This is a genomic window from Micromonospora sp. NPDC049903 (assembly GCF_044460945.1).
Taxonomy (GTDB): domain Bacteria; phylum Actinomycetota; class Actinomycetes; order Mycobacteriales; family Micromonosporaceae; genus Micromonospora.
In genome coordinates this window covers 539,432-558,956 of record NZ_JBITKL010000002.1, presented here as the reverse complement: position 1 = coordinate 558,956, position 19,525 = coordinate 539,432, and the positions used below count along the sequence as shown (strand labels likewise).

Sequence of the window (19,525 nt, the reverse complement as noted above, 5' to 3'; positions counted from 1 at the left end):
CTCAGCCAAGTTGAAGGGTTCCCTCAGGGGATCGACGATGCGAAACTGACTGCTAACACTCGGTAGGCGGGGGGTGCGATGCCGGTCAAGGGTGAAGTGCCATGGGAATGCGCTCCACACACAGGCGCTAAACACGACATCTACCAGCGTTACCTGGAACGATGGTTCCCGATCCTCCTTGCCGGCTCGAACGCCTACCCGTCGGTCACCTACTCCGAGGGTTTCTCCGGTCCCGGGATCTACAAGGGCGGTGAGCCTGGCTCTCCGGTCATCGCGATGAAAGCGCTCGTCACCAAGGTGCCCAAGACCAAGGGCGTCGCCCGCTTTGCCTTCATCGACGACGACGAGCGCTGCGTCGACATGCTAGGGACTACCCTCACGAAGGCGTTCCCTGAACGGCCGCGCACCGACGCTGCCATGCCCGTAAAGATCGTTAAGGGCACCTGCGCCACGCATCTGGAGGCCACCCTCGACGAGATGCGCGCATGGGGACAGCCGATCTTCGCGAACCTCGACTCCTGGGGTAACGCTCCGGTGCCGTACCGCCTCCTGCGGCGCCTGGCCGGCAACATCTCCAGCGAGGTCATCGTCACCCTATTTCCACAGCACTTCGTCCGCTTCGTCAGCGACCTCGGCGAAGCCGGCGACGCGGTATTCGGCGGCGACCCCACCTGGCGAACCGTGGCAAACCTGGCACCAGAAGCGAAGAGCCGGCACATCCTCACCTGCTACCGGCAAGCACTCCGCGCAGCAGGTTTTCCCTACCTTCTGGACTTCGAACTGATCCCCCGAAAGGGACAACCACTCTACCTGATCTTCGGCACCGGCCATCGCCTCGGCGTGCAAAAGATGAAGGACAGCCTCTGGGAGGTGGACCGCGCCCAAGGCGTCGGCTTCCGCGATCCTCGCGACGAGCAGGCCGAGACGCTGTTCGACATCGATGAGCCACAACTCGGACCACTCACTCGATTACTCACTCAACGGCTACGGACCAGCGGGTCAGTCCGTGTCGAAGATCTGCGCCAATTCGCTCTTTTAGAAACGGTGTACCGACCGGAGCATGTGATCAGAGCGCTGAAGCCACTGGTAGACCGAGGCGCTCTGAGTATTGAAGGCGGCGGAGCGCTTCGGCGCACCTCCGTCGTCTCGCTGGTCAGGACATCTGCCGTGTAGCGTCTTGTGATCTTTTGGCTTTGCCTAAAGTCAACTGGTGTGGCGATGCGTCGACCTTGGGGGAAGGCGCGACTGGCGCGGCTTTCGCCTCCGGCCGTTTGGTCGGTGGCGGCTCGCCCCCTCGGCGGCTCCGCGCGCCTGGAGCACGGTTTTCCGATGGCAAGTCGGCGAAGCCAGCGCGGCAGCGATCGCAGTGGCCACGACGACCGCCGACCACCCACGCGATCGTAACGGCAGGCAATAGGCCACTAGCGGTCTGTCAGTCCACCACCTATGGCAGTAGCATCCTATCTCCAACCCCCAAAAGCTCAGGACGAGATGGTGAATACCTGGTTGCAGGCCGGCATGTCGGTCGTGGTCGGCTTGATGACGGCGGTCGGTGCCTTGATCGGAATCAGACTCTCCGTACATGGGTCTGATCGGGCGACTGAACAGCGGGAGTTAGCAGGGCGTCGGGAGGAATGGTGGCGGCGCTTCACCTGGGCAGCAGAACTCGCATTGGATGATGCTCCGGTGAAGCGGGTCACGGGGCTCAAGCTGCTGACCAAGCTCGCACAGTCCGATTTGGCGAAGCGCGATGAGTGTCTGCTAATCGATGTATTTCAAGGTCGCGTACTCGACGAACTCTTAAGCGACCTCTCGGGCAACAGTGAGGGCGGCCATCGCTATGACCGAGCAGCGTGACATAACCGCAGAGCATGTGGCAGCCGCTCAGCTGCGCGTCGTTCTCGATCGCAAGCTCGGCCGTGAAACGCCCGAACCAGTCAGGCGTATTGCAAATCATCGCAGCAAGTCGACTATGCATACCCTGGTGCCGTCGCAGCGGAGAAGACCGACCGCTCCTCCGCAGGAGGCAACAGGACCGACAGAACAGTCACCAGCGCCGACCCGTGATGAGGAACTACCGCAACGGTCCCGCATCGGAGTAGCCATCGTTGATCACCATCCGATGATGATTGAAGGTGCCCGCTCCTGGCTTGCCGCCGAACCTCGGCTGACGCTGCTCTCGACCAGCACAGACCTAGAGACTTTGCTGGCCGATGGACAGTCATCGGTCGACGTGATCCTACTCGACTTGCAGTCGGGAGGCCGATTGGTGATTGACAAGGTCGCCGAGCTCTGTAGGGCAGGTACGCGAGTGGTGATCTACTCGGAAGACACGAGCCCTGCTACTGCCCTGTCTCTGCTGGACGCGGGCGCAATCGCCTTTCTTGGCAAGAATGAGTCGCGCGAGCACTTTGTCCAAGCCCTACTTACAGCGGCCAACGATCGGCCCTACGTGCCACCCGTCCTAGCTGGGGCGATCGTCGCTGACCAGAGTCCCGACCGGCCGGATCTATCCCCCAAAGAGCGCGAGGCCCTGCTGCTCTGGTTCCAGTCAATGTCGAAGGCATCGGTGGCACGCCGCATGCAAGTCAGCGAACACACCGTCAAGCAGTACATCGACCGCGCCCGGATCAAGTACACCCGCATCGGCCGCCCCGCTGCTACCAAGAAGGCACTGTTGGCCCGAGCCATTGAGGATGGCCTCGTCCACCCCGACGAGATGGGTCCCGATGCGCGCCACACCGAACCGATCAAGCAGTCCAGCCAGGGAGAAGCGACCTGATGCTCTGAATTTGCACGCCCACGGTGCTGGCGGGCCGCTGCGTATGTGAAGACTAAGGTTATGCAATATCCGATTCAGGAACCCTGCTTCCGTGTGGCCCGTCGCGCTGGCCGATCCCGACGGAAGTCGCCAGCTGGCCGAGTGCGGCGGCCGGGCCGCGTTTACCCGACTCCTTGATCTTGAAGAAACGAATTCGGCAAGGCACTGTCAGCTGCGACTGTGCTGTCCCGGCTGATGCTTGACAACCGCATTCTTGACATGATCCTCAAAGCCCTACGGAAGCCTCACGACCCGAGGGAGTGCGCACGCCCCGGCAAAACAATGGGATCGAACCAGTGACCTCTCCGATGTGAACCGTCACCGCCTCGGGCCAGCCTGCCGTGGTTCAGCGGTTCTGGCTGGTTACCTCGACGGTGCCGAGGTTCGGTGCCAGGGCCCGGGCCACCTCCTCGGCGGCCGACCTGTCCTCGGGCCGCGTCAGGACGATGCTGACCCGGTCGACCCGCAGGGTTGCCCGGACCACCGGATACCTGCCGACGACCGCCCGGAACGCGGCGATCGCCTCCACCGGGACCGCCCCGTCCGCACCGGTCTCCACGGAGACGGCCGGCTCGACGGTGCGGTCGGTGGCGATGAGCACCGTCGTGACGCCGGTCAGCGTGCCGTGTCGGCCGCCGCCGGTGGTCAGGTCGTCGAAGAGTTCCATCGCGCCGACCACGTTGGGCGCGGAGCCGACGATCCGCCACCGGTTGACGTCGGCCCGGGACGGGCGCGAGATGTGGGCCGACGTCACCTGGGGGTCGGTGCTCATCGACCGCCACAACGACACCACCTCGTCGGTGCGGGCGCTGTCCGGGACGACGGTGAAGGTGATGTCGGCGGCGTTGATCTTGCCCGTGACGTCGTCGCGGCCGGCGACGTACTGCCGCAGTTCGCCCGCCAGCTCGCTGACCCGGTCGGCCGAGGTGCCCTCCTGCACGGTCAGGGTGCCGGTCGACGTGCCGAAGAAGGGCAGGGTGTTCTCCTCGGTGGCGTGGATGGTCGCCACGTCGGGCGTACCGGCCCAGTCGGCCTCGAAGTCGGCGGCCAGGGCGCTGCCCTTGTTGACGGCGCACCCGGACAACACGGTCAGACCGAGCACGAACGCGAGGCCGGTCCGGAGTCTGCGCTCAGCCATGCGTCGTCACCGGGACCGGCGGCACGGCGGAAAGACGATCACGATTCACGCCTACTTCCTAGCACGTGCCGTCGAGCCCGCCATGGTGCTGACCTGCCGATCCCTACCCGCAGGACGTCAGGAGACGGCCCGGACCGCCCCGTGGTCACTACTCGCGCGGCCGGTGTCGCGGGCGAAACGCAGCAGCGCGGTGAAGGCCAGCGCCGCCGTGACCGCGCCGCCGACGAGGCGTACCCAGTGCCCGGCGACGAACTCGGCGGCGACCTGACGCAGGTACTCCGGCGAGTGGGTGCCCACCGGGTCCACGAACATGATCTCGTTGCGCGGCCAGAAGAAGACCGCCGAGAAGAGGAACTCGCAGACCACGAAGACCGCCGTCGCGGACGCCACCCACCAGCGCAGCCGCCGCTCGCGCCAGGTGAGCGCCGTGGCGGCGAGACTGCCGAGGATCACCGAGGCGCCCAGCGGCGGGAAGTAGTCGCTCGGACCGCTGACCACCAGGAATTCGCGGGCGCGCAGCAGCGATGCCGGGGCGTCGTCGAAGATGTTCGGATAGAGCATGACCGTCTCGGCGGCGACGCCGCCGAAGGACATCATCGCCGCCCACACGAGCGCGACGAGCACGATCCAGGTCAGTCGGGTACGGGTCACGACGGGCACCTCCTGGCGCGACGGCGCCCGGACCGGGCGCGCTGATGTCGTCTCCCATGCTGGGTCCGGCGGCCCGCACCGTCTGCCGCCCGCAGGCGCGGTCCGGGTCGCCCGTGGGCGTACCCGGCGCGGTGTTCCCGACGCGCGGCGGCGACGGTCCGCGTCGACGCGCGCACGACGACGCCTCGTCGGCGCGGGGCGACCCGCACCGACGAGGCGTCGTCACCGGACGCGGCCTACCGGGTGATGGTGACCGTCGCCTTGCGGAAGTTGTTGCGCTTGTCGTTCTTCGTCGGGTCGTAGCCCTTCTCGACGTTGCCCGCCGTGTCGACCGAGAACCAGTGGAACGTGGTCGTCTCGGTCACGCGGAACACCTGACCCGGCTCCCGGAACTCGGTCGCCTGGTAGCGCGGCGAGTCCAGGGTGGGGCGGCTGCCGTCGGTCGTGTAGTAGATGGTGGCCGGTTCGCTGGTCTCGAACCGGACGTCGACCGGGCCCGCGTACCGGCCGCCGCCGGGCACGAGCGTGGACGTCGGCTTCTTCTTGTCCTTGCCCCAGTCCGCCGCGATCCGGAACATCTCCATGATGCCGTTGGCGTACTCCATCGTCTCGGCGTGCCCGCTGACCAGCTCGGGGTTGCCCACCCACGGCGGCTGGAACGAGCCGCCCTGCCAGTTGCCGGTGGCAGGGTTGTAGATCGAGCCGCCGACCTCCCAGCCGAACGAGTAGATGCCGTACGTGTGGTAGAGGTCCTCCCGGACGTTGCCCGCCGAGGAGTAGAGGACGTCCGAGGAACCGCCCACGTTCTGCGGCGTCACCACGGTCTCCCGGTGCGCCTTCACCTGCGACAGGATCCGCGCCGCCGACTGCCAGTAGAACGCCTCGTCACCCAGCGGCGGCCGGGGCGTGGTGATCCGCCCGTTCGCGATGTACGCGCCGGGCTGCCAGAACAACTGGCCGCCGTTGGAGTGCACGGACATCATGAACTTGATGTTCGAGTACGTCTCGACCAGCCAGATGACGTTCTTCGACTCGGGCTCGGACAGCTTCTCCGGTCCCTGGAACGTGTCGCTGACGCAACTGGTCGAGCCGCCCGCGTACCCGTCGTGGCCCGAACCGACCCGGTAGTTGCGGTTCAGGTCCACGCCCCAGGCGTTGCGGCGGGCCGGGTCGGCGTTGTCGTCCGCGCAGTGGTTGGTCATGTTGCGGCGCTGCGAGGCGAAGTTGTAGAAGCTGTAGTTCGCGCCGTCCGGGTTGTTGGAGAGGATCAGGAAGACGTCGGTGTTGTCGACGATCTTCTTGGTCTCCTTGTCGGTGCGGTAGTTGTGCACCAGACGTTCGGCCGTCTCCAGCGTGGTCGTCGGCGGCACCCACTCACGGGCGTGGTCCTGCGCCTGGATCAGCACGCCCGGGTTGCGGCCGTCGCGGTGCTTGCCGATCCGCAGCACCGGGATGGTGGCCGGACCGCGCGGCACCTCACCCTCCGGCGCGCCGACCCGCTTCTGGTCGAGGAAGTCGGTCAGTGCCACCGGGCCGGTGGTCGGTGCCACGACGCCGGTTCCGGCGTTGCTGCGGTACGGGTGCGCCCGGTCGATCAGCCCCTGCGACCGGGTACGCAACGCCTGCGCCACCTCGGTGGCCGTGCTCGCCGCCGCGCCGGTGGCGTCGGTGCCCAGCAGGACGCGGACCGCCGTGCCGGTCACCTCGACGGTGAGCGGAAGGTTCTCCCCCGATTGGTGCGCGAACTCGACGGTGACGTCGTTGCCGCCCTCGTGCCCCCACGCCGCCGTGCTGACCACCACCGCCGACTGTCCGGTCCCGCCGATCGTGGCCTGCGCCTTGCGCTGGTAGCCGTTGGTGCGGTGCGGCAGGTAGACGATCTCGGCGATCTGCGGGTACTCGCGGGCGATCTCCTTGGCCCGGGCGAAGAGCTGCTGCGGGTGCCGGTAGCCGTCGACGAAGTCCGACCGGTAGCCGGGGTTCGACGTCAGCGGCGGAGCGCCGTCCTCCAACCAGTCCGAGACCGGGCCGGTGACCACACCGCCGGTCGAACTGGTCACCCGGATCTGGTCCGGGCGGGTGTCGAGTTTGAACAGGTTCCGGTGGAACATGTACTGCCCGGAGTCGACGAACCGGCTCATCGTCCGGGCGAAGCCGAACTCGGTGCCCTTGCCCGAGTCGTTCTCCACCTGCATCCCGACGATCGGCGTGGTCTGGTTGCCCTCCGTGGTGCGCGCCTCGACGTACAGGAAACCCTGGCCCTTGGTGGTGAACCAGTCGGCGCGGGCGATCCGGACCGTGCCGTCGGGCCCGGCCGCCGTCAGGGTGCGGGCCGCGACGCCCGGCAGGCCCCCGTCGGCCTCGTCGCTCCACTCGAAGCCCTCGTCGTCGGCGAGGATCCGGACACCCATCGCCTCCAGCGCGGCGCGCTCCTCGGCGGTCGCCGCCACCTCGCCCTCGATGCCGTCCGGCACCCGGGTCAGACCGTGCTCGATGTCGAACCCGGCGGCGGCCACCCGGTCCAGCATGTCGGCGCCGGTCATGTGGACGCGGACGTGGCCGACGTGGTCGGGTTCGTCGAGATGGGTGTCGGCCGGACCACCCGTGCCGGCGGGCACCGCGCCCACCGGCACGGGTGATGCCGCCGCCATGAGTACTCCGCCCACCAGGGCGGGCAGCGCGAAGAGCGCGAGGCGCAGTCGTGTGCGTCGCATCTCCCCTCCTCCTGCTTGTGGCGTGTCACGCACGTCCATCGGTTGCCGTCAAACTAGTCGCGACGACGGAGGTCGATAGATCTTGAGCTGCGCGGTTGAGGAAACCTTGAGGATTCCCACGACCGCCGAGGGTGTGGTGTGATCTCCAGGCATGAGGGTCAGGGTCGTCGGTGCGGGCGTGGTGGGCCTGACCTGCGCCCTACGCTTGGCGCAGGACGGACACCGGGTCGACGTGGTCGCCGCCGGGACGGGTGAGCAGACCACCTCGTCGGTCGCCGCCGCACTCTGGTACCCCTACCGGGCCCACCCCCGGGCCCGGGTGACCGGCTGGTCGGCCACCACCTACCGGGTGCTCTGCAAGCTGGCCGACGACCCGGCGACCGGCGTCCGGCTGCGCCGGGGCCGGGAGTTGTTCCGCCGGCCCACCGCCGAGCCGTGGTGGCGGGCCGCGGTGCCCACACTGGACCGGGTACGCGGCGACCGGCTGCCGCCCGGCTACGTCGACGGGTACGAGCTGACCGTGCCGGTGGTGGACATGGCACGGCACCTGCCCTGGCTACGGGACCGGTCGGTGCGCGCGGGCGTCGAGATCCGACCCGGACGGGTTCCCGCCCTCGCCGACGCCTTCACCGACGGCGTGCACACCGTGGTGAACTGCACCGGCCTGGACGCACGCGAGTTGACCGGCGACACCTCCCTCACCCCGGTACGCGGACAGGTCGTCGTGGTCACCCAGGTCGGCCTGGACGAGTGGCTGCTCGACCAGACCGACCCCGGACACCTGCGGTACGTCGTGCCCCGGACGGACACCGTGCTGCTCGGCGGCACCGCCGAGGAGGGCGACGAGGAACGGCACGCCCGCCCGGAGACGGCGGAGGCGATCGTGGCCCGCTGCACGGCGCTCGTTCCCGCGCTCGGCGCGGCCCGCGTCCTCGCGCACCGGGTGGGGCTGCGTCCCGCCCGACCGAGCGTCCGGCTGGAGACCGAACGGACCGCGCACGGCCCGGTGGTGCACTGCTACGGCCACGGCGGCGCCGGGGTGACGCTCTCCTACGGCTGCGCCGCCGAGGTCGCCGAGCTGGTGGCGGCACTCGACTGACCGGGCCGCGCCGGCACCGGCGGGCAGGGACCCGGGGCGGTGCCGGCGCGGCCCACAGGCCGGGGCGCGCGGGTGTTAGAAGGGGTCCCCTGCTATGCACGAGGCGTTAGCCGGGGACCCTTCCTTTCAGCTCGGCGGCCCGGCCACGGCTCAGCGCGACAGGTGCCGGGCGAGTTCGGTGCGGTTACGGACGCCGAGCTTGCGATAAATGTTGCCGAGGTGGAACTCGACCGTCTTGGCCGACACTGACAGCCGCCGGGCCGCCTCCTGGTTGCTCAGTCCGTCGGCGACGGCACCGGCCACTCTGGTCTCCATCGCGGTCAGCCGGACCTCCGCCTCGGCACCGGCCGGTCGGCCGCGCCCGGTCGACGGCCCCGCCGTCGGCGGCCACGGCATACCGACCGGACCGGTGGTGACCGCGTCCAGGTCCACGGCGACGCGGGCGAGCAGGCCCGCCGCACCGGTCGCCGCGTACTCGCTGCTGGCCAGTTCGAGCAGCCGGATCGCGTCGACCCGCCGGCCGAGGCGCGCGTGCTGGGCGCCGAGCAGCCAGGCCAGCCGGGCCCGGGAGAGCCGCTCCACCGGCCGGTTGAGCCCGGCGAGCGCCTGTTCCAGCCAGCCCATCGCCGCCGGGTCCGCCGGGTCGGCGATCCAGGCCCGCCAGGCCGGTAGGGCCGGCGCACCCGGCCAGTCCAGCGGCGGGTCCGCGATGGCGGCGAGGACGGCGTGCGCGGCCTCGGCGTCGCCGCCCAGCGCGTGGTGGGTGGCGAGTTCCCACCGGTGCTCGAAGACGAGCCCGGAGCTGCTGCCGACCGCCGAGGCGACCAGCCGCCCCACGACACCGACCCACGCCTCGACGTCGCCCGAGGCCAGGTGCAGCGCGGCGGCGCACTCGGCGATGTGGAACCCGACCCAGGCCGACCCCGAGCGGGCCGCCAGCACCCGCGCCTCGTCCAGACAGCGCCGCGCCTGCGCCAGGTCACCGCAGAGCGCCTCGCACTTGGCCAGCCACGACACGATCTCGGCCTGGAGGTCGAGCCGTCCGGCCTCGACCGCGTACGCCTGGGCGCGACGCAGCGTCGCCCGGCCGCGCAGCAGGTCCCCGGACCACGCGTCGCCCATCCCGAGCATGGTGGTGAACCGGGCCCGCCGCGCGGGGTCGGTCGCCGCCTCGCCGGACACCCAGCGCTCGACGAGGGCGGCGAACCTCGGGCGTACCTGGTCGGGTCGCAGCGCGCTCAACGTGGCGATCATCGCGCACTCCAGAAGGAGCGGATCGTCGTGCGGGCCGGCGGTGGTGAACAGGCGCAACGCCTCGTCGGTCTCCCGGACGGCGACCCGCCGCCCGGTCCGGGCGCCCACCGCGCAGCCGACGGCGTGGTGCAGGAACTCGATCTCGGGACGGGGTGGGTGGGTGCGCAGCCGCGCCAGCCGCGCGACGATCGGCGGCAGGACGGTCGGGTCGGCGGTCCGGGACACCGCGACGAACGCCTCCGCCACCAGCCGGGCGGCGGTCACGGGGTCGGCGGCCCGATCGGCGGCGGCCAGCAGTCGGTCGGCGTCCTCCGGCCGATGGCCGCACCGGTCGATGTCCACGTCCGTCACCTTCGTCGTACCAGCGCAGCAGCCACACCCTAGCTGGGGATCCCCCCAGGGTGCCGCGACCCGGCGACTGATTGCCGACTCAGCGACTGGAGAGCGCCCCGGCGGGTGCGACGGTACCGCTCATGATCCTTCGTAACCGCAGGCGAGTGGCGATGGTCGTCGCCCCGCTGCTCGCCATACCGCTGGCGTTGACCGCCGGCAGCACCGCCGCCTCCGCCGACAAGCCGCCGCGCAAGAAGCTGTCGTACGCCCGGATCTGCGACCCGACCGGCTGCTACCTGTCCTGGCGGGTGGTGGACAGCGACAAGGACGGCTTCAGCGACGCCGACGAGGTGGCGGCGGGCACCGACCCATGGGACCCGGCGAGCCGGCCCAGCCTGGAGGTCGCCGCGGAACTGGCCTCGGTGAACAAGCTGCCGTCCTTCGGGTACGGGCGGGGCAGCTTCATCGCGTTCCCGGCGGAGCTGATCAAGCTCCGGGAGACCACCACCAACCTGCCCAGCCTGGGGGTCTTCGCGCTTCCGGTGCGGCAGGACGCCTACACCCGGCTGGGCGTCGACCTCAAGCAGTTCGACGCGCTCAAGCTCTCGGTGCAGCGCGACGGCGTGGCGATCGGCCGGGGCACCCGGTCGCAGGCCGTCGGCGAGCAGGGCAATCCGCTGATCACGCCGTTCGAGTCGATGTTCGTCGAGTTCGAGCCGGGCGAGACGACGCACAGCCCGGCCGCGTACGGCGGGGTCGTGAAGACCGAGAAGCCGTGGTTCGGCGACCCCGACTACCGGCTGCACTACGCCGACGGGTCGCGCGACGACGTCGACCTGGTGCCGGGCGGGTCGGTGCGCCAGCACGTCAACGCCGACGACTCCAAGGGCAACACCATCTTCACCCAGTACGAGGAGCGCGGCGAGACGGGCGACCTCTACACCGAGCAGACCGTCATGGTCTTCGACCCGCACGGCCGCCTGATCAGCGAGACCACCACCAAGAGCCACACGAAGAACGGCCAGTCGGACACCCACTCCGAGACGACCGTGCACCTCTATGACCAGAACGGGAAGAAGACCGGCACCGTCCATGTGGAGAGCGTCACCTTCAACAGCTCGACCCACAGCTCCGGCAACCAGACCGTCACCACCTGCGACAACAGCGGCAACTGCGGCGACGGCATCAACACCCACTACGACTCCGACGACGACACCGGCGGCGAGCACGGCGACGACGGGGGCGACGACGGCAGCGGCCACGGTGACCAGGAGGGCGACCACGGGTACGTCAACCCCGACTACTCCGGCGACGTGATCTCGGTGCTGACCGGCGCCGACGGCATCACCCGCTTCCTCGGTGCGAACATCACGCCGGTCCGGAACTGGACGCCGCCGTACGCCAACGGCACCATCCCGGAGAACAAGCTGAGCGGGATCATCTACGTCGACGACACCGCCAACGCGTACAACACGGTCTTCTCCGAGCCCCGGATCAGCGGGGCGCAGCCGGAGCACGTACCCGGCCTCTCCCAGCCCTGGATCGGTGCCCCGCCGCCGAACCCGGACGGTTGCAACGGCCTCTGCTGAGCCACTGGCCGGGCGTCGTCGACCCGACGGCGCCCGGCCTGCTCATGCTCCCCCGCCGCATCGGCATCGCTGGTGGGCCGTGCGGACGAAAGATCTTCGCTCCGGTGGCCCGGCTTGATCGTTGCGCCTATCGTCGGGCCCGGCCCGGGATCCGACGAAGCGAGGAGCACCATGACCAGCCCGGTACTCTCCGTGACGAAGCCCTCCGACCGACTGGGCACCGGTGCCCGCGTCGGCATCGGGCTCGTGCTGCTGCTTCCCGCCTTCCTCGCCCTGCTCTGGTCCTATCTGCTACCCACCGGGCTGGCGATCGCGCGGTCGACGACCCGGGACAACCTGCTCGGTCCAGCGACCGACGTCGGCGCCGAGCACTATCGACAGCGCTTCGAGCAGGGCGTCGTCGGCGAGTACCGGATGGCGCTGCTGTTGACGCTCGTGCCGCTCGTGCTGGCCCTGCTGGTCGCCCCGCTGCTGGCCCTGCTCGCCGACCGGGCCGGTCGCGGGCCCCGGCTCGCGGCCCGTGCCCTGCTGGCCGTGCCGGTCGCCGGGTACGCCCCGGTGGCGCTGCTGCTCGGCTGGCGTCTCGACCGCGTCGAGCCCCGAGCGGCCGTGGAAAGCCCGTACGCGACGCTCGTGGAACTGACCGCCGTCGGCAGCGCCGGGCTGGTCGTCGCCGTCGCCACCACCGCCTTCCTCGCCACGCTGCGCGGCCGTCGCCGCCCGGCCGACGCGCTGCCCGCGGCGGCGACCGTGGCCGGTCTGCTGGTGCTCGGGATCGTCGCGGCCACGTTGCAGAGCTTCGTGGCACCGCTGCTGGCCGCCAGCAACCGCGCGTCGTTCCCGCTGACGACCATCGTGGTGCAGTCCCTGGCCCGGATGGACCTCGGCCGTGGCTCTGCCGAGGCGGTGCTGCTGCTCGCCGTCCTGGCCGTGCTGGGCCTGGCCGCGACCACGCTGCTGCTGGTCACCCGCGCCCGGATCGAGCTCGCCGACGCCGCCGACAGCCGCACCCCCTCCACGCCAGCAGCGACCACCGCACCGACCTGGCCGGCGTCCACCCCGCCGGACGCCCCGACGGGCGGAAGCAGCGGGCCGACGGGCGGCGGCAGCGGGCCGGCCCGGATCGGGCTGGCCGTGGTGGGTGTGGTCGCCGTCGGCCTGATGCTGTGGGTGGCGTGGCCCTGGCTGCGGCGCAGCCTCCGGTTCACCAACGACTTCGGACCGGTGCCGGGCGCCGCTCTGTCCGACATGCTCATCTGGACCTGGCTGCCGACGCTGGTCGCGACGCTGGTCACGATCACCGTCGCGGTGGCCGGCGGCTTCGCCATCGGCGGGCTGCGCCCGCTGGGCCGGTTCAGCGAACTGCTCCTGCTGCCGTTCGCGCCGTGGCTCTTCGTCGGCACCGGGCCGCTCGCCGTCGAGTCCTACCTGCGTACCCGTGACTTCGACCAGGTCAACACCTTCCTGGGGGTGATCCCGCCCGGCTGGGTCAGCATCCCCGCGCTGTTCCTGTTCACGCTGCTGTTCCGTGGGTTGGAGCCCCGCTGGCGGGCGGGTGGCGGGTTCGGCCGCACCATGCTCGCCCCGGCCGTACCGATGGTGCTGCTGGCCGGTCTGGTGACCTGGCTGGTCAGCTCCGGGCAACTGCTGTGGCCGTGGATCGTGGCACAGACCCCGAGCACCCGGACCGCACCGGTCGAGGCGCTGGCGCAGGGCACCACCGGCCGGATCCCCGCCGACGAACTGGCCCTCGGCGCGCTGCTCCCGCTGCCGATGCTGCTGCTGTTCCTGATCGCGCTGGTCGTGCTCCAGGTGCGCTACCTCGACCGGCTGGCGATCCGGGTCGGTCGGTCGGTCACTCCGGACCAGACCGCCACGTGATGGTAGCGGTACGGGCGCAGTGTTTCGCCGTACGTGCCCCGAGCTCCTTGCCCACCACGGCGAGACGGCTCGTGAGGTAGAAGCGGGTGGGGCTGTCGTCCTGGTGGGTCAACTGGATCACCGCGTCCCGTCGCCCGATACTCAGGGCTGTTCCGGTGTACCCCTGCGAGTAGGGCTTGGGATCGCGGCCCTTCGTCAGTCGGACCAGGGTGTCCGCCGCGTGTGCGCCCTGCGGTCCGGCCGTCTGGCAGGCCGGACGTGAGCCGGCGATCGAGGCGCAGTCGCCGACGACAAAGACACGCGGGTCGCTCACGCTGCGGAGGTACGCGTCGACCACGGCACGCCCGTCGTCGTCGACGCGTAGACCGCTGCGGGCGGCGAGGTCGGGAACGGCACCGAGCACGGCCCACAGTGTGAGGTCCGAGCCGAACTCCTCGCCGGACCGCAGCCGCACCGTGCCCGCACTCCCCTCACCCGCAGCCGGGAGAACAGCCTCCACGGTGTCACGCAGCACCGACACGTGCAGACGCTCCAGACCGGCGTGGATCCGCCGCTGCGCCCCGGGCGAGAAGGTCGGCGCCAGGCTCTGCCCGACCAGCCGCACCCGCAGGTCGGAGCGGGCGCAGGCCACCTCGGAAGCGGTCTCGATGCCGGTCAGACCGGCACCGACGACGGTGACCGTGCTGCCCGCAGGCAGTTTCGCCAGTGCGGCACGGGCCTGCTCCGCGCCCTCCCATGTGCCGATCGGGACCGTGCCCGCCAGCGGGCGGGTGGTGCTGCCCACGGCCAGGACGAGGTAGTCGAAGTCCAAGGTCTTGCCCGGGTCGAGGGTCACGCTGCCGTCGCCGATCTTGCGCACCATGGCCAGCCGCGAGTGGATGCCCTCGCGCAACATGTCCGACAGCGGTGTCGCGGCCCGTCCGGTGCCGGCAAGCTGCTGGTGCAGCCGTACCCGCTCGACGAAGTCGGACCGGGGGTTGACCACGGTGACATGTGCCTCGGGTGCTTTCTTCGCCAGCCGATTCGCTGCGAGCGTGCCGGCGTATCCGGCGCCCACCACGACAACCTTCATGCTCGCCTCCCAGGCCGAGGGTTCACCGAGGCGACGTGGCGAGCGTGCGGTGACGTGACAGCAGTGCGGGTGACGCCCGTCACAACAGCGGTGCGGTGATCGGCACAGGCACGCCTCCATTCCGTGGAGTGAGTGGCCCCGCCCTGCGGCGGGCGAGTGTCGCACCCGCCCGCCGCGTCGGTCACCGACCGTTCATCCGGTCGCCTTGATCTCCAACAGTCCGACCGAGCCCGCGCCGCTCTCCAACACCACCCGCAACCGGGCCGTGCTCACCGCCGGGAACGTGACCCGGTTGTACTGGTGGAGCGCGATCGGGTACGCGGCGACTCCCGGCACGTCGGCGTACGCGGTGCCGGTCCAGTACTGCAACCGCCACGACGCCGGCAACCGCACTCCCCCGTTGTCGTCGAAGAAGTACACCTCCGCCGCGCTCAGGGTCTGCGCGGCGGGCCAGGTCAGCTCCGCCCACTGCTGTCCCTGGTTCGGCCAGGTGCCCCAGCGCGGGTTGACCGTGTCGTTCGACGACGGCGGGTCGATGCCGTCGTTGAGCGCGGCCACCGATTCCCAGGACGAGGTGTACGACGCCGACGGCGTCGCCGACCCGGCCAGGTTGCCCGACGGCGGCGGGCCAGCGCCCCGGGCGTACAGCTTCAGCTCGGTCAGCCCGGTGCGGAATCCGGAGGCGTGGGTGAGCTGTACCCGGATCCGCTGGGTGCTGACCGGGGTGAACCGGACCCGGTTGTGGTTGGCCCGTGCCGCCGCCGGGGTCCTCACCTGGTTCGCGACGGTGACCCAGGTGCTGCCGTTCCAGTACTGGACCTGGTAGGACGCCGGTGCGCGGTATCGGTTGCCGGCCCGGTCGTCCCGGAAGTACAGCCAGGCGTCGTCGACCGTCCGGGTCTGGCCGAAGGTGACCTCGTACCAGTCGGTGGCGTTCGACGACCCGGAGCTGCCCCAGATCGGCGCGTTGGTCGGGAACCCGTCGACCGCCGCGCCGGTGGAGGTGCCCGAGGCGGTGTACGACGCCGACGTGGTCGCGCCCTGCGCCAGGTTCGGCGTGGTGGCGGTCAGGTCGACTCCGGCCTTGGCGAACATGTCCACCATCCGGGCGCTGCCGTGGCTGACGTTCTGCGGCAGTTGCAGGCCAGCGAACGCGGTGCTGAAGGTGGTGGTGCCACCCGCCGGCAGGGTGACCGCCCCGGTGGTCGGGTCGTAGAGCACCCGGGTCAGTCGGTCCACGGTGGCCACCCGCGTGCCGTTGAGATAGATCGAGTAGCCCTGCGGGACACCCGGGTAGCGGGTGATCCCGTCGGCCGGATCGTCCCACACCACGCTCAGGTCGGCGTTGCGGTAGCGCAGGTTGTTGACCGCGAAGTGGGACCAGCCGATCGGGATCGGGTGCAGCTCGATGGTGGTGTCGTTGCGCGGGCGCAGCCCGGCCACGTCCTCGACGACCGTCCAGTTGCTGCTGCCCAGGATGTTGTGGTGGATCCAGGAGCGGTAGGTGATCGACGAGCCGTTCCAGTTGGACCAGAACTCGTTGGCGTCCGGCCACTGGGTGTTGCCGTTGACGTACTGCGCCCAGACGTTCCAGTAGAGCAGCTTCTTGTAGTGCTCGGCGGTCATCCACTGGTTGGGGTAGTTGCGCAGCACCGAGGAGTAGAGCCGGAACTGCACGGTGGAGTTGATGGTGGAGAAGTTGTTGCTGCCGGGGTTCCCGGCCGCCGCCGCAGCAGCCTTGTCCCGCTGGTTGGCGGTATAGAAGGGGAAGATCGGGTACTCGGCCGGGTCGTCGAACAGGCGCAGCGCCTCCCGGTAGGTGGCGGTGTTCGGCATCAGCCCGACGGCGTACGGGTAGTAGTTGTTGATCTCCTTCCACGGCACGTGGGTGTTGGTGGCGACGTGCCGGTGCTCCAGCAGTCGCCGGCTCGGGTTCCAGAGCACGTTCACGATGCCGTCGCGGACCCGGTCGGCCAGCGTCTGCATCTCGGTGGCCTTGGCGGTGTTGCCGAGCGCCTCGTACGCCTGAGCGGCGGCCAGGGCGTTGCTGTAGACGTACGCACCCTCGGCCCGGTCCAGGTTGCCGGAGCGCCAGTGGAACGACACCGCGTCGGCGTCGTTGCCGGTCATCGCACCCCAGTCGTACTCGATCACCCCGTTGTTGTTGGTGTCGTAGGTGGCGAGCTGGCCCTTCACGTCCATCTCGGCGTAGCGGGCGAAGTTGTGCAGCATCGCCGGCTGCCCGCCGTGCAGTTGGTACGCCCGCCAGCCCGCCTCGGACAGGTACTGCGTGTAGCTGTTCGACCAGTTCTCCGGGTCACCGGGGTTGTCCACGTATCGGCCGTTGGCCGAGGACTGCCCGACCGACAGCCACGGCCCGTACGAGTGGATCGGGTCGCGCAGGTACTTCAGGTCGTCGACGTGCATCGGCTGGGTCAGCACGATGGCGTTGTTGTAGCCGGTCACCCCCTCGATCGAGGTGGGGAACTGGAAGTCCTGGCCCGGGATGTCGACGTCCAGGTGGTTGAAGCGCATCAGCCACCAGCGGTAGTAGATGTTCTTCTTGATCGCCGGGTCGGGCACGTCGATGTACGGCACGTTCTCCGCCCACCAGCGGTGGTACTCGCGTACGTGGGTGGCGAACGCGGCGGCCGGGGTGGCGGTGCGGTAACCGGTGTACTCGGTCAGCGACTCGGGGATCTCGTCGGTGACCACGCCCAGTTGCACCTTGGTGGTGACGCTCTGCCCGGCGGCCAGGGTCACCGACCGGCTCAGGCCGCCGCTGCTGACGGTGAACCCGTCGGCGGAGAGCCGGGGCCGGATGGTGGTGAGGTTGTTCTTCACCTGCCGGCTGCCGGTCAGCTCGCTGCCGCTGCCCGTGGTGGCGTACGGGGAGGTGACCCGCAGTGGCACGGTGCTGCTGGTCGAGCCGGTGTTGGTGACGGTCAGGTTGGTCACCGCCACGTTCTGCCGGGTGATGAACTTGGTGACGTCGACGCGCAGCGAGCCGCCGGTGTGCACGCTGCGCCAGTGACTGGGCGCCTGCCAGCGCTGCGCCACCTGCTCGGTGAGGGTGCCCGAGCCGACCGTGACGGTGTAGGCGCCCTGGCTGCTGATGTTGTCCCAGTAGGCCGTGTTGCCACCGAAGCCGATCACCGACGGGTTGTGGGTGTACATGAACAGGCCGCGTCCCCGGGTCATCAGCCAAGGGCCGGCCGGGTCGTTGCCCGGGCGGGCCAGCAGCCGGTCGATCCAGAAGTCGGTGCCGGCGCTCTCGGCGTCGTAGATGGCCCGCATGGTGTTGCCGGTGGTGTAGCCGACCGGCGGGACCGGCACCGCCGGCCCAGAGAAGGTGGGATAGCCGATGGTCTGGGCGGCCGAGGCGGGTGTGCCGGGAAGCACCAGCGTGCCGGCGACCAGGACGGCGGTGACGAGAGCGGCGAGGTACGCGCGCGGGGTCCCGGTCATGACTGGAACGCCATCCACTCCAGGACTCCGGTGGAGGAGCCGGTTCGGGAGGTGATGTTCAGCCGCAGCCGGGTGGTGCTGACCGGGCCGAACGTGGTGACGTTGTAGGTGTCACCGGCCACCGGGCAGGTCGACTGGTTCGGCGCGTCGACGTAGGCGCTGCCGTTCCAGTACTGCACCCGGCACGAGGCGGGCAGGTCGATGCCCTGGCCGTCGTCGAACCAGTAGGTGGCCGTGCGGTTGATGGTCTGCGCGGTCGGCCAGCGGTACTCGATCCACTGGGTGCCCTGCTGCGGCCAGTTGCCGTAGGCCAGGTTGCTCCGGTCGGCGGAGCTGGCCGGTACCCCGCCGTTGTTGATCGCGGCCAGGCTCTCCCAGGCGGAGACGTGCGAGGTGGAGACGGTGGCGCTGGGTGCCAGGTTGGTGCCGACCGGTGGCGCGACACCGCCGCCGGGGTTGGGCGGCGGCCCGGTGGTGGTCTGCACCACCGGCTGGATCGTGCCGTCGGCGTTGAAGTACATCCGGTCCACCGCGACGGAGCGCCGGAAGTTGCCGCCGCCGGGTGCGTTGGCGTTGTGGTACACCATGTACCACTGGCCGTTGAGCTGGGCCACGCCCGCGTGGTTGGTGGTCGAGGAGACCTGGCCGAGCACGACGCCCCGGTGGGTCCAGGGGCCCATCGGGTTGGTGGCGGTGGCGTAGCGCTGGCAGGCGTAGCTCGACGAGGTGACGCAGCCCTGGGTGTCGTTCGCCGCGTAGAGCATGTAGTAGAGGCCGTTGCGCTTGAACATGAACGGGGCCTCCCAGAAGTGGGTCAGTCCCTGCGGGGTGACCACCGAGCCCACCGTGTCGATCATGTTGCCGGCCAGCCGGACCGCCCGGGCTCCCCAGTAGCCGCCCCAGTACAGGTACGCCTGGCCGTCGTCGTCGACGAAGACGGTGGGGTCGATGTTCAGCGGCGCGGAGTTCGGGGTGCTGTCGCTGATCAGCGGCCCGCCCTTGGCGTCGGTGAACGGGCCGAGCGGGCTGTCGGCCACCGCCACGCCGATGTTCATCCAGCCGGGGCCGTTGCCGTTGACCGAGGTGTACCAGTAGTACCGGCCGTTGCGGTGCTCCACCTCGCTGGCCCAGGCGTCGGCGCCGGCCCAGCCGAAGGTGCCGATGCCGGCCCGGGCGCCGTGGTGGGTCCAGTTCGCCGCGTCGGTGGTGGAGAGCACGTGCCACTCGCGCATGACGAAGTTGTTGGTGCCCACCGGTGCCTCGTCGCGCCCGGCGTAGACGTACATCGTGTTGCCGACCACGAGCGGTGCGGGATCGGCGGTGTAGATGGTGGTGATGACGGGGTTGGCGGCCGTGGCGGGTGCCGTGAGGGCCAGGGTCGCGGCCAGCGCGGCGGCGCAGCCGGCGGCCAGGGTGCGGACAACGGGTCGTCGTCGCATCGAGGTCTCCAGTCGACGGGGGCGGGACGGGGGCGGGTGGTGTGCCGGCACCGGCGCAAACGGCAC

Annotated in this window: 13 protein-coding genes; 6 read left to right on the top strand and 7 right to left on the bottom strand. The window is 70.0% G+C overall.

Annotated features, from left to right (window positions below; translation table 11 throughout):
* The first annotated feature begins 78 nt into the window (after nucleotides 1-78).
* From ACIBO1_RS07350 to ACIBO1_RS07340, 3 genes are all read left to right on the top strand, one after another.
* Nucleotides 79-1,173: a three-Cys-motif partner protein TcmP gene (locus tag ACIBO1_RS07350; RefSeq protein ID WP_396742266.1), complete on the top strand. Its 1,095-nt coding sequence runs from the start codon at nucleotides 79-81 to the stop codon at nucleotides 1,171-1,173.
* Between the two features lie 318 nt (nucleotides 1,174-1,491).
* Nucleotides 1,492-1,857: a hypothetical protein gene (locus ACIBO1_RS07345; protein WP_396742264.1), complete on the top strand. Its 366-nt coding sequence runs from the start codon at nucleotides 1,492-1,494 to the stop codon at nucleotides 1,855-1,857.
* A 235-nt stretch (nucleotides 1,858-2,092) separates the two neighbouring features.
* Entirely contained in the window at nucleotides 2,093-2,782 is a 690-nt protein-coding gene (locus ACIBO1_RS07340) for a response regulator (protein WP_396742483.1), read from the top strand.
* 385 nt (nucleotides 2,783-3,167) lie between these two features.
* On the opposite strand, the gene ACIBO1_RS07335 is transcribed toward ACIBO1_RS07340, so the two are convergent.
* The 3 genes from ACIBO1_RS07335 to ACIBO1_RS07325 form a co-directional block, all read right to left on the bottom strand.
* On the bottom strand, nucleotides 3,168-3,959 hold the full coding sequence (locus ACIBO1_RS07335) for a hypothetical protein (protein ID WP_396742262.1): 792 nt from the start codon (nucleotides 3,957-3,959) through the stop codon (nucleotides 3,168-3,170).
* Nucleotides 3,960-4,076: 117 nt separating this feature from the next.
* On the bottom strand, nucleotides 4,077-4,610 hold the full coding sequence (locus ACIBO1_RS07330) for a DUF1772 domain-containing protein (protein ID WP_396742260.1): 534 nt from the start codon (nucleotides 4,608-4,610) through the stop codon (nucleotides 4,077-4,079).
* A 236-nt stretch (nucleotides 4,611-4,846) separates the two neighbouring features.
* Nucleotides 4,847-7,324 (bottom strand): M14 family zinc carboxypeptidase, encoded by a 2,478-nt coding sequence (locus ACIBO1_RS07325; protein ID WP_396742258.1) that lies wholly within the window; start codon nucleotides 7,322-7,324, stop codon nucleotides 4,847-4,849.
* Between the two features lie 151 nt (nucleotides 7,325-7,475).
* Between ACIBO1_RS07325 and ACIBO1_RS07320 the strand changes: the two genes are divergently transcribed.
* Complete coding sequence (locus ACIBO1_RS07320) at nucleotides 7,476-8,423, top strand: FAD-dependent oxidoreductase (RefSeq protein ID WP_396742256.1); 948 nt, start codon at nucleotides 7,476-7,478, stop codon at nucleotides 8,421-8,423.
* 150 nt (nucleotides 8,424-8,573) lie between these two features.
* Here the strand turns inward: ACIBO1_RS07320 and ACIBO1_RS07315 are convergent, their stop codons facing one another.
* A complete protein-coding gene (locus tag ACIBO1_RS07315; protein WP_396742254.1) occupies nucleotides 8,574-10,019 on the bottom strand; it encodes a LuxR C-terminal-related transcriptional regulator in 1,446 nt (481 codons plus the stop codon).
* 131 nt (nucleotides 10,020-10,150) lie between these two features.
* Here ACIBO1_RS07315 and ACIBO1_RS07310 point away from each other — a divergent pair, with 131 nt between their 5' ends.
* Both ACIBO1_RS07310 and ACIBO1_RS07305 read left to right on the top strand, forming a co-directional pair.
* Complete coding sequence (locus ACIBO1_RS07310; protein ID WP_396742252.1) at nucleotides 10,151-11,599, top strand: thrombospondin type 3 repeat-containing protein; 1,449 nt, start codon at nucleotides 10,151-10,153, stop codon at nucleotides 11,597-11,599.
* A gap of 171 nt (nucleotides 11,600-11,770) precedes the next feature.
* On the top strand, nucleotides 11,771-13,480 hold the full coding sequence (locus ACIBO1_RS07305) for a sugar ABC transporter permease (protein ID WP_396742251.1): 1,710 nt from the start codon (nucleotides 11,771-11,773) through the stop codon (nucleotides 13,478-13,480).
* Here ACIBO1_RS07305 and ACIBO1_RS07300 read toward each other — a convergent pair.
* The 3 genes from ACIBO1_RS07300 to ACIBO1_RS07290 all read right to left on the bottom strand — a co-directional run bounded on the left by ACIBO1_RS07300 (nucleotide 13,455) and on the right by ACIBO1_RS07290 (nucleotide 19,459).
* Entirely contained in the window at nucleotides 13,455-14,552 is a 1,098-nt protein-coding gene (locus ACIBO1_RS07300) for an NAD(P)/FAD-dependent oxidoreductase (protein ID WP_396742250.1), read from the bottom strand. The two genes, ACIBO1_RS07305 and ACIBO1_RS07300, sit on opposite strands and share 26 nt — an antisense overlap.
* 192 nt (nucleotides 14,553-14,744) lie before the next feature.
* Complete coding sequence (locus tag ACIBO1_RS07295; protein ID WP_396742249.1) at nucleotides 14,745-18,020, bottom strand: discoidin domain-containing protein; 3,276 nt, start codon at nucleotides 18,018-18,020, stop codon at nucleotides 14,745-14,747.
* Nucleotides 18,017-19,459, bottom strand: a complete 1,443-nt coding sequence (locus ACIBO1_RS07290; protein ID WP_396742248.1) for a family 43 glycosylhydrolase — start codon at nucleotides 19,457-19,459, stop codon at nucleotides 18,017-18,019. The genes ACIBO1_RS07295 and ACIBO1_RS07290 overlap by 4 nt, the downstream gene beginning before the upstream one ends.
* Between the last annotated feature and the right edge of the window lie 66 nt (nucleotides 19,460-19,525).

Bases quoted from the DNA above. Each gene is read 5' to 3' on its own strand.
- ACIBO1_RS07350 (WP_396742266.1), top strand. From the start codon at position 79: ATGCCGGTCAAGGGTGAAGTGCCATGGGAATGCGCTCCACACACAGGC.
- ACIBO1_RS07345 (WP_396742264.1), top strand. From the start codon at position 1,492: ATGGTGAATACCTGGTTGCAGGCCGGCATGTCGGTCGTGGTCGGCTTG.
- ACIBO1_RS07335 (WP_396742262.1), bottom strand. From the start codon at position 3,959: ATGGCTGAGCGCAGACTCCGGACCGGCCTCGCGTTCGTGCTCGGTCTG.
- ACIBO1_RS07325 (WP_396742258.1), bottom strand. From the start codon at position 7,324: ATGCGACGCACACGACTGCGCCTCGCGCTCTTCGCGCTGCCCGCCCTG.
- ACIBO1_RS07320 (WP_396742256.1), top strand. From the start codon at position 7,476: ATGAGGGTCAGGGTCGTCGGTGCGGGCGTGGTGGGCCTGACCTGCGCC.
- ACIBO1_RS07310 (WP_396742252.1), top strand. From the start codon at position 10,151: ATGATCCTTCGTAACCGCAGGCGAGTGGCGATGGTCGTCGCCCCGCTG.
- ACIBO1_RS07305 (WP_396742251.1), top strand. From the start codon at position 11,771: ATGACCAGCCCGGTACTCTCCGTGACGAAGCCCTCCGACCGACTGGGC.
- ACIBO1_RS07300 (WP_396742250.1), bottom strand. From the start codon at position 14,552: ATGAAGGTTGTCGTGGTGGGCGCCGGATACGCCGGCACGCTCGCAGCG.
- ACIBO1_RS07295 (WP_396742249.1), bottom strand. From the start codon at position 18,020: ATGACCGGGACCCCGCGCGCGTACCTCGCCGCTCTCGTCACCGCCGTC.
- ACIBO1_RS07290 (WP_396742248.1), bottom strand. From the start codon at position 19,459: ATGCGACGACGACCCGTTGTCCGCACCCTGGCCGCCGGCTGCGCCGCC.